Origin of the sequence: Lentzea sp. NPDC060358 (assembly GCF_042725365.1) — a bacterium.
Lineage (GTDB): Bacteria > Actinomycetota > Actinomycetes > Mycobacteriales > Pseudonocardiaceae > Lentzea.
Genome location: NZ_JBHXCW010000287.1, coordinates 1 through 8952, shown reverse-complemented (window position 1 = coordinate 8952; position 8952 = coordinate 1). Strand labels below are relative to the sequence as shown.

The following is an 8952-nucleotide window of genomic DNA, read 5'->3' as shown; positions in this document are numbered from 1 at the left end:
GCGCCGATCCCGCTCAGCGCGACGACGATCGGCGGCCAGTCCAGGCCCGGCGGCGCCGTGACGGACGTGGGGAGGTCCCGCGGTTGCGCCTGCTGGAAACCGGGTGACTCGGCGGGCAGCACCGCCGTCAGCGCCGCGACCGGGTTGACCATGCCGAAGCCGGTCTTGTGGTCGCGGCCGGAGGGGTTGCCGGGGTGCAGGGCGGTGGCCTTGAGCCGGTTCATCACCTGGCGCGCCTTGAGGTCCGGGAACCGCTCGCGCACCAGCGCGGTGATGCCGGCGACGTACGGGGCCGCGAAGCTCGTGCCCTGGATGTTCTGCACGCCTTCGGCCTTCACGTTCGCGTTGGTGAGGCCGGTGCCCTTCGGGTCGACGGAGATGATCTCCTCGCCCGGCGCGCCGATGCTCACCCACGGCCCCCAGACGCTGAAGCTCGACACCGCGCCGGACCTGCCGATCGACGCCACCGACAGCACGTCGTCGGCGAACCACGCGGGCGATGAGACGGACCGCACCGTCGCCGGGTCCAGGTTGTCGTTCTGCACGGGGCAGCCGCCGCCCTTGCTGTCGAGGTTGCCCGCGGCGGTGACGACGACGGCGTCCTTGACGTCGACCGCGTACCGGATCGCCGCCTGCAACGCCCTGTCGTCCGCGCTGAAGCGCTGCGGCGGGTTGCAGTTGGTGAGCGAGATGTTGACGACCTGCGCACCCCGGTCCGCGGCCCGCACGATCGCCTGCGCCAGCGTGATGACCTTGCCGGCGGACGCGCGCTTCTCCTTGGTGGCGTTGCCCCCGAACTCGAAGCGGTCGCTGGTCTGGCGGATCGCGAGGATCGTCGCCGCCGGTGCGGCGCCGACGAAGTCGCCCTCGGTCCTGGCCGCCGCGGCGACGCCCGCCACCTCGGTGCCGTGGCCGTCGCAGTCGTCCGTGCCGTTCTTGTTGCCGTCGACGTACTCGCCGGTCGGCACGACCCTGTTGCCGAAGCGCGGGTTGCGCGGGTCGACGCCCGTGTCGATGATCGCGATCTTGATGTCCTTGCCGGTCGCGAACCGGTGTGCCTGCTCCAGGTTCAGGTGCACCTGGCCCCAGGGCTTGTACTCGATCAGCTCGTTCTTGGTGTCGGACTCGACGCAGCCCTTGGTGGTGGGCGTGTAGTCGACGTCCGGTACGCCCTCGTCGCGCGGCGGCGCGGTGCCGGCCGGCAGCTCCGGCGGCACCGAGTTCGGCGGCGCCGCCGCGGTGGGCGAAGGCTGGGCGAGAGCGTGTGGAAGCGCTCCCGTCACCAGCACGAGTGCGGTGGTCACCACCGTCGTGACACGGCTCAACCCCAGTGCAGCGGTCGCCACGAAGACCCCCCGAGTCCCATCTGCGTCGCGAGCTCCCGGCCACGGACCCCCCGGTCCCCGGGCTCACCGGTGCAGACCCTAGTGCCGGACGCGGGTCCCGAGCGCCACTTCGATCGAGAACGAACCACCGGGCGCGCTGCCACCGATCTGCCGAGACCCGGCGCTTCCCGGTCGCCGGCCGGTTCGGGCTCTGTGAACGGCGTTGCGCCGGCGGGCAGCTGCGCCGGCGCACCCGTTCTGCCCCCGGCCCCCGACCGTCCGAGGTGGAGCGGCGGTCTGGGAACTTTTCCCGGACCGTCCGCGACCACTGGGGTGGGACGCGCTGGAGTGGGCTCGCCGGCGTGGCGAGATCCGGGCGGATGTTGGCTTCGCGGCCACTCCTCGCGCCGGGCGCCGGCGAAGATCATGGGCTTCGTCAACGAACCCCGTGGTGGAGGAGGCTGGTCTTGCGGGTCCACATCGTCGTCTTCGACGGCATGGACGACCTGGACGTGGTCGGGCCGTTCGCGGTCCTGGGCATGGCCGGGCGGGCCGGGCTCGGCGTGGAGGTGCGGCTGACCGCGCTCGACGACCGGCCGGCGACGACCGTCGGCGGGCTGCCGCTGCCCGCGGCGCCGTGGGCGCCCCGGGAGGCGGACGTGCTGGTCGTCCCCGGTGGCGGCTACGCCTCGGGAGCGGGCACCGGCGTGCGCGCCGAGATCGCCGGCGGCCGGGTGCCCGCCGCCCTGGCGGCGGCCGTGCGTCCGGACCTGGTGCTGGCGTCGGTCTGCACGGGCGCGCTGCTGCTGGCGGCGGCGGGACTGGTGAAGGGTCGTCCGTGCACCACGCACCACCGCGCCGTCGACGACCTCGTGGCGGCGGGCGGCGTGCACGTCGACGCACGGGTGGTGGACGACGGCGACCTGGTCACGGCCGGCGGGGTCAGCTCGGGGCTGGACCTCGCGCTGTGGCTCGTGGAGAGGTTCCGCGGGCCGGACGCGGCCGGGACCGTGCAGCGCGGCATGGAGTACGAGCGCCGCGAACCGCTGTGGCTGCGGGCGGGTGCGGCATGACGAGGGGTGGTCGCTCCCCGCGGCGGACGGCACTGGTCCTCGCCGCGGTCCTGGCGCTGGCCGCGTGCGGCACGGCGCGCCCGTCGCCCGCCCCCGGCGGCCCGATCAGCGTGAAGGACTGCGCGGGCAAGGAAGTCACTTTCGACCGGCCGCCGCAGCGCGTGGTCACGCTCGACGGCTACGCCGCGCAGACGCTGGTGCGGCTCGGCGTCGCCGACAAGATCGTCGGCACCGGCTTCCCGGCGCCGTTCGGCGTCGACACCCCTGCTCACCGGGAACGGCTGGCGGCGATCCCCGTGCTCGCCGAGCGGGTGCCCGTCACCGAGGTGGTCGCCGCGCGGCAGCCCGATCTGGTGCTGACGAGCTTCGAGTCCTTCGGCGGCCCGTCGGGCAGCCCGAAGGACGCCGACCTCGTCACGATGAAGGCCAAGGGGCTCACGTCGTGCCTGCGCGGCAAGGAGGGCGCGCTGACCGACCTCGCGCCCACCTACGAGTACGTGCGCAAGCTCGGTGCCGTCTTCGGGGTGCCGGACCGCGCCGAGAAGCTCGTCGCGGAGCTGGAAACGCGTGCGCAGTCCGCCGGGAAGCCGTCCGGGGCCAAGCCGAAGGTGCTGGTGCTGCAGGACAACCCGGTGGCGGGACGGCCGTTGCAGACCTCGGGTGCCGGCACGATCGCGCACGCGCTGATCACGATGGCGGGCGGGGAGAGCGTCTTCTCCGACGTGTCGTCGATGCACGCGGAGATCTCGCCGGAGGAGGTCGTCCAGCGCGACCCGCAGGTCGTCTGGGTGATCACGGACTACACGTTCGCGAAGCTCAAGGGCCAGGAGCTGGTCGCGGCCGTCAGGGCGAACCCGTTGCTGGCGAACACGACCGCGGGACGGCAGGGCCGGATCGTCTCGACCTCGCAGTTCCTGGTGTCGTTCCCCAGCCCGCTCAACGTCGACGGGCTGGAGCAGCTCGCGACCGCCCTGCGCGCCGGCTGACATGACCACGACCCTCGGCAGAACTCCCGCACCGGCGGCCCGCACGCGGCGCGCGGACCGCCTGCCCTACCCGGTCCTGCTCGCCGGCCTCGCCGTCGCACTCGCCGTGTCCACCGTGCTCGCCACCGGGGTCGGGCCGGTCGGCGTGCCGGCCGGGGAGGTCCTGCGCGTGCTGGCGCACCACCTGGGCGGCGGTGCGGACACCGGCGCCGCCGCCGACCTGATCGTGTGGAGCATCCGCTTCCCCCGCGTGCTGCTCGGGGCCGTCGTCGGCGCCGGGCTCGCGCTGGCGGGCGCCGTCGTGCAGGGCGTCGTGCGCAACCCCGTCGCCGACCCGTACCTGCTGGGGCTGTCGCACGGCGCCTCGGTGGGAGCGGTGCTGGTCCTGACGACCGGCGCGGCCGTGCTCGGCGCGCTGACCCTGCCGGCGACGGCGTTCGCGGGTGCCACCGCGGCGATGGCGGTCGTGCTCGTGATGGCGCGGCACCGCGGCCGGCTGCTGCCGATGCGGCTGGTCCTCGTCGGCGTCGCGTTCGGGCACCTCTTCGCCGGGGTCACGTCGTTCATGCTGGCCCGCACCGACTCGTCCGCGGCCCAGCAGCAGATCATCTTCTGGATGCTCGGCGGGCTGTCCGGCGCGCGGTGGGCCACCCTGCCGGTCACCGCGGCCGTGGTGGCCGGCGTGACGGCGTTGCTGCTGCTGCGGGCGCGGCGGCTGAACGCGCTCGTGCTCGGTGAGGAGGCCGGCGCCGCCCTCGGCGTGAACGCGAGCCGGTTGCGCTGGTACCTGCTGGTCCTCACGACACTGCTGACCGGCACGGTCGTCGCGGTCTCGGGCGGGATCGGGTTCGTCGGCCTGATCGTGCCGCACCTCGCGCGCATGCTCGTCGGCGCCGACCACCGGCGGATGCTGCCGGTCACGGCGCTGCTCGGCGCGGTGTTCCTGCTGTGGGCCGACGTGGCGGCCAGGATCCTGATCGCCCCCGCCGAGCTGCCGATCGGCATCCTCACCGCGTTCCTCGGCGTGCCGTTCTTCCTGCTCGTCATGCGGGCCCGCGGTCTCGCCACCCAGGAGGACGCATGAGACTCGACCTCGACTCCGTGGCGGTCGCGCTGGGCGGCCGCACGATCCTCGACCACGTGAGCCTGACCGTCCACACCGGACAGTTCCTGGCGCTCGCCGGGCCGAACGGCAGCGGCAAGTCCACCCTGCTGCGCACCGTCTACCGGGCGCGGCGGCCCCACTCCGGGACCGTCCGCGTCGACGGCCGCGACCTGTGGTCGGTGCCCGCGGCCGAGACCGCCCGGCACATCGGCGTGCTGATGCAGGAACAGCACACCGGCTTCGAGTTCACCGTCGCCGAGACCGTCGCACTGGGACGGACGCCGCACCTGGGGCTGTTCGACCGGCTGACCCGCGCCGACCACGAGGCGATCGGCGACGCGCTCGACCGCACCGGCCTGACCTCGTTCGCCGGCCGCCGGGTCGGGGAGCTGTCCGGCGGTGAACGCCGGCGCGTGCTGCTCGCCCGCGCCCTGGCCCAGCAGCCGCGGCTGCTCGTGCTGGACGAGCCGACGAACCACCTCGACCTGCGCCACCAGCTCGAACTCCTGGAACTGGTCCGCGGCCTGGGGGTCACGGTGATCGCGGCGCTGCACAGCCTCGACCTCGCCGCCACCTACGCCGACACCACCGCCGTGCTGCGGGACGGACGGCTGGTCGCGCACGGGCCACCGGCGGAGGTCCTCACGCCGGAGACGATCGGCGCGGTCTTCGGCGTGGACGCCACCGTGCACCACGACGACGGCGTGCCGAGGTTCGTGCTGCGGCCGCGGTGCGTCTGCCCGGACGACTGCCACTGGAGCTGCCGCACGCGCCGATCGGCGGGGGTGGGCGCCGATGCCGGCTGACCCGCACGTCGTCGCCGTGCTCGCCCTCGACGGCGTGGTGGGCTTCGACCTCGCCATCCCGTGCCAGGTCTTCGGCCTGACCAAGCTGCCCGGCGGCGACTACCCGTACCAGGTCCGGGTCTGCGGCACGGCGCCGTCGGTCACGGCCACCGCGGGCGGCGTCGGCTACTACCGGATCGAGGCCCCGCACGGCCTGGACGCCGCCGAGGACGCGGACACCGTCGTCGTGCCGGGCATGAGCTGCACCCGGCAGGTCCCGCCCGAGGTGGTCGGTCTGCTGCGCTCCGCCGCCGCCCGCGGCGCCCGCACGGTGTCGATCTGCACCGGCGCGTTCGCCCTGGCGGAGGCGGGTCTGCTGGCCGGGCGCCGCGCCACCACGCACTGGGCCGCGGCGGCCGAGCTGAGCCGCCGCCACCCGGACGTCGAGGTCGACGCGGGGGCCCTGCACGTGGGCGAGGGCGGGGTGTTCACCTCGGCCGGCGTCGCCGCGGGCCTGGACCTGTGCCTGCACCTGGTGCGCCGCGACTTCGGCGCCGCCGTGGCCGCGTCCTCCGCGCGCGCCGTCGTCATGGCCCCCACCCGCGACGGCGACCAGGCCCAGTTCATCCCGTCACCGCCGCCCACGACCGGTGGCTCGCTCGCCGCGACGCTCGAGTGGATGCGCGCACGGGCCGCCGGTCCGCTCACCCTCGCCGGGATCGCCCGGCACGCGAACCTCAGCACCCGCACCCTGACGCGCCGCTTCCGCGAGCAGACCGGCACCACGCCCCTGGAGTGGGTCGCGCGCCAGCGGCTCCAGCTCGCCCGCGAGCTCCTCGAGACCACCGACCTGCCCGTGCCGGTCGTGGCCGACCGCAGTGGCCACGGGTCCGCCACGGCGTTGCGCGCGCACTTCGACCGCGCGCTGCGCACGAGTCCGCAGCGCTACCGGCAGAGCTTCCGCCAGCCGGGAGGGGTGTGACCGCGCACCGGCGCAGGCCGCGGTGCGATGATCGGCGGCATGCTGGAGCGGCCTGATGAGTGAGCGCACCCGGACACGCCCGGCCTGGTGGGCGCCGGTGCTGGTCGCCTCGGTGTTCCTCGTCGCGCTCAACCTCCGCCCGGCCCTGACCTCGGTCGGCCCGCTGCTGCCGCGGATCGGGCAGGAGGCGGGCCTCGGCGAGAGCGCCCAGGGCCTGCTGGGAGCGCTGCCGCTGCTCGCGTTCGCCGCGATCTCCCCGCTGGTGCAGCACCCGGCACGGCGGTTCGGGCTGGAGCGGACGCTGCTCGCGGCCCTGGTCGTGCTCGCGCTCGGCATGGCGCTGCGCTCGGGCGCGGGCGACGCGGGGCTGTGGGCGGGCACGGCGGTCGCCGGCTGCGCGATCGCGATCGGCAACGTGCTGGTGCCGACCGTCGTCAAACGCGACTACCGCAGCAACGTGTCCATGGCGACCGGCGTCTACTCGGCGTGCATCACGGTCGGCGCGTCGATCGCGTCCGGCGTCGCGGTGCCGCTGGCGGACGCGGCGGGGTGGCGCGGCGCGCTGGCGTTCTGGGCGATCCCCGCGCTCGTCGTGGCCGTGCTGTGGCTGCCGCGCGCGTGGACCGGCGGTCCGGTCGCCGAACCCGCGGTGGCGGGCGGCCCGGCGGTGAGCGTGTGGCGGCAGCCGGCGGCGTGGCTGGTGACGGCCTTCATGGGGCTGCAGTCCACGACGTTCTACGTGCTGGTCACCTGGCTGCCCACGGTCGAGATCTCGGCCGGCGTGCCCGCGGGCCAGGCCGGTGCCCACCTCTTCGTCTACCAGCTGGTCGGCGTCGGCGCAGGGCTCGCGATCCCGCGCCTGATGCGCCGCGGCGACGACGTGCGGGCCGCCGCGGTCACCGCCAGCGCGCCGGTGGCCGCCGGTGTGGCGGGACTCCTGCTCGCGCCGGGGTGGAGCGTCGTGTGGGCGGTGGTCGCCGGCCTCGGCTCCGGCGCGTCGCTGGTGGTGGCGCTGACGCTGATCGGCCTGCGCGGCCGGGGCCAGCACGGCACCACGCAGCTCTCCGGCATGGCCCAGTCGCTCGGCTACCTGCTCGCCGCGCTGGGCCCGGTGGTGGCCGGCCTGCTCGCCGAGCGCACCGGGTCGTGGACGGCGTCGCTGGTCGTGGTCGGCGTGCTCGCCTGCGCCCAGCTCGCGGCGGGGATCGCGGCCGGTCGTCCTCGGTCCACTGTGGACTCGGCGTGAGGGGCTAGGCTTCGCCTCATGAGCAGGAAAGTGGTCATCGGGCTCGCGGTCGTGCTGATCCTCCTCGGCGGGCTGTGGACGGGACAGGGCCTCGGGTACATCGAGGGCAGCTTCATGACCGGGCAGCAGCTCTGGACGACGATCGGGCTGCTGTGCGTCTGCGCGGGAGTGCTGCTGCTGGTCCCGTGGCCGAAGCGGCGGTGACGGCGCCGCGTCGTCACGCGGGCGCGATGCCGCGCACGGGCACCGCGTCGTCCAGGCACCAGCGCAGGACGCCGGGCCACGGCCCGTAGCCGTCGCCGGGGGTGATGTGGCCGGCGCCGGGCAGGAAGTCGACCTCGATGCCGAGCTCCGCCGCCCACGCGGCCGCGTCGGCGGGCGTGTACGGGTCGGTGGTCGAGACGACCGCCCGCGTCGATTTCGCGGAAGCCGCGGCGATCCGTTCGCGGTCGAGGCCGGGCACGGCGAACTCCTCGTTGCGGTTCTCCGCGGTGAACGCCTGCTCGCCCAAGGGGGACACGAGCAGGACCCGGTGCACGCGCAGCTCCTGCGGCAACGACTGCGCGGCGCGCAGCCACAGCGCGGTGCCGAGCGAGTGGGCCACCACGACCCGCTCGCGGTTGCCGAGCTGCGCCAGCTCGGCGTGCAGCAGGTCGGTCCACGTCTTCAGCGACGGCCGGTCGGGGGCGGGGAACTGCGGGTAGAGCACCTGTTCGCCGCGCTGCCGCAGCGACTCGGCGAGCCACCACGTCCAGTGGTCGCGGGGCCGGTGGTTGTCCAGGCCGTGCAGGAGCAGGAAGCGGCGGGACGGGGAGCGGTCGCTCATTCGGTGTTCCTCGGTCGGGAAGTGCGCTTGCGGCTGGCGTGCGCCCGGCTCTTCATGCGGTTCCCGCAGACGGCCATCGAGCACCACCTGGCGGTGCCGGGGCGGCTGTGGTCGACGAGGAAAAGATTGCAGCGCGTGTTGGCACACGCCCGCAGCCGGCCGGGCAGCTCCTCCCCGACCCGCGACCACGCGATCGCGACCCGCACCGCGAGGCGGCGGTGCGGGGGCGTGACGAGGTCCCAGTCCAGGCCCTGCGGGGTCGCGTTCGGGACGAGGACGGCGCCGTCGAGCAGCGGGTTCAGCTGGCCGGCAGCGGCTTTCTCGCCGCGGACCAGCGCCTGGAGAGCGTCCCGCACGTGGCGGAGGTGCTCGAGCTCGGCCGCGGTGCCGGTGCCGCCGTACCGCTTCGCCAGGGCCCTGCCGGGCGGTCCCGCCAGCTGCTCGGTGCGGGCGCCGGCGACGACCGGTGCGCTGTTGAGCACGGCCAGCAGCAAGTCCTCGTCCTGCGCGGTCACGGCCCTCTCCGTCCTCGGGGTGGGGTCACCCTACCGGCGGGCCAACCGGTAAACAAGCCCATACCGGTGCGTCGGGGAGGGTGTCCACAGCGGACGCGGGCGTCGTCCC

At 74.8% G+C, this 8952-nt stretch carries 10 protein-coding genes; 7 read left to right on the top strand and 3 right to left on the bottom strand.

Annotated features, from left to right (window positions below; translation table 11 throughout):
* On the bottom strand, positions 1–1304 hold a 1304-nt coding region (gene mycP, locus ACFWGZ_RS36395), incomplete at its 3' end, for a type VII secretion-associated serine protease mycosin (RefSeq protein WP_382456137.1).
* A gap of 488 nt (positions 1305–1792) precedes the next feature.
* Between mycP and ACFWGZ_RS36390 the strand changes: the two genes are divergently transcribed.
* The 7 genes from ACFWGZ_RS36390 to ACFWGZ_RS36360 are packed head-to-tail and all read left to right on the top strand — an operon-like array spanning position 1793 to position 7706.
* Positions 1793–2398, top strand: a complete 606-nt coding sequence (locus ACFWGZ_RS36390) for a DJ-1/PfpI family protein (RefSeq protein WP_382456136.1) — start codon at positions 1793–1795, stop codon at positions 2396–2398.
* Positions 2395–3384 carry an ABC transporter substrate-binding protein gene (locus ACFWGZ_RS36385; protein ID WP_382456135.1) on the top strand — a complete coding sequence of 330 codons (990 nt, stop codon included), beginning with the start codon at positions 2395–2397 and terminating at the stop codon, positions 3382–3384. The genes ACFWGZ_RS36390 and ACFWGZ_RS36385 overlap by 4 nt, the downstream gene beginning before the upstream one ends.
* A gap of 1 nt (position 3385) precedes the next feature.
* Positions 3386–4468 carry a FecCD family ABC transporter permease gene (locus tag ACFWGZ_RS36380; RefSeq protein WP_382456134.1) on the top strand — a complete coding sequence of 361 codons (1083 nt, stop codon included), beginning with the start codon at positions 3386–3388 and terminating at the stop codon, positions 4466–4468.
* Positions 4465–5295 (top strand): ABC transporter ATP-binding protein, encoded by an 831-nt coding sequence (locus tag ACFWGZ_RS36375; protein ID WP_382456133.1) that lies wholly within the window; start codon positions 4465–4467, stop codon positions 5293–5295. The genes ACFWGZ_RS36380 and ACFWGZ_RS36375 overlap by 4 nt, the downstream gene beginning before the upstream one ends.
* Positions 5285–6256, top strand: a complete 972-nt coding sequence (locus ACFWGZ_RS36370) for a GlxA family transcriptional regulator (protein ID WP_382456132.1) — start codon at positions 5285–5287, stop codon at positions 6254–6256. Before ACFWGZ_RS36375 ends, ACFWGZ_RS36370 begins: the two co-directional genes overlap by 11 nt.
* A gap of 55 nt (positions 6257–6311) precedes the next feature.
* Positions 6312–7502: a CynX/NimT family MFS transporter gene (locus ACFWGZ_RS36365; RefSeq protein ID WP_382456131.1), complete on the top strand. Its 1191-nt coding sequence runs from the start codon at positions 6312–6314 to the stop codon at positions 7500–7502.
* A gap of 18 nt (positions 7503–7520) precedes the next feature.
* On the top strand, positions 7521–7706 hold the full coding sequence (locus ACFWGZ_RS36360; RefSeq protein ID WP_382456130.1) for a hypothetical protein: 186 nt from the start codon (positions 7521–7523) through the stop codon (positions 7704–7706).
* Positions 7707–7719: 13 nt separating this feature from the next.
* Here the strand turns inward: ACFWGZ_RS36360 and ACFWGZ_RS36355 are convergent, their stop codons facing one another.
* Positions 7720–8328: an RBBP9/YdeN family alpha/beta hydrolase gene (locus tag ACFWGZ_RS36355; protein ID WP_382456129.1), complete on the bottom strand. Its 609-nt coding sequence runs from the start codon at positions 8326–8328 to the stop codon at positions 7720–7722.
* Positions 8325–8843 (bottom strand): CGNR zinc finger domain-containing protein, encoded by a 519-nt coding sequence (locus ACFWGZ_RS36350; RefSeq protein WP_382456128.1) that lies wholly within the window; start codon positions 8841–8843, stop codon positions 8325–8327. The genes ACFWGZ_RS36355 and ACFWGZ_RS36350 overlap by 4 nt, the downstream gene beginning before the upstream one ends.
* Positions 8844–8952 lie beyond the last annotated feature (109 nt).

Coding starts and splice junctions, on each gene's coding strand:
- ACFWGZ_RS36385 (WP_382456135.1), top strand. CDS start 2,395: ATGACGAGGGGTGGTCGCTCCCCGCGGCGGACGGCACTGGTCCTCGCC.
- ACFWGZ_RS36380 (WP_382456134.1), top strand. CDS start 3,386: ATGACCACGACCCTCGGCAGAACTCCCGCACCGGCGGCCCGCACGCGG.
- ACFWGZ_RS36375 (WP_382456133.1), top strand. CDS start 4,465: ATGAGACTCGACCTCGACTCCGTGGCGGTCGCGCTGGGCGGCCGCACG.
- ACFWGZ_RS36370 (WP_382456132.1), top strand. CDS start 5,285: ATGCCGGCTGACCCGCACGTCGTCGCCGTGCTCGCCCTCGACGGCGTG.
- ACFWGZ_RS36365 (WP_382456131.1), top strand. CDS start 6,312: ATGAGTGAGCGCACCCGGACACGCCCGGCCTGGTGGGCGCCGGTGCTG.
- ACFWGZ_RS36360 (WP_382456130.1), top strand. CDS start 7,521: ATGAGCAGGAAAGTGGTCATCGGGCTCGCGGTCGTGCTGATCCTCCTC.
- ACFWGZ_RS36355 (WP_382456129.1), bottom strand. CDS start 8,328: ATGAGCGACCGCTCCCCGTCCCGCCGCTTCCTGCTCCTGCACGGCCTG.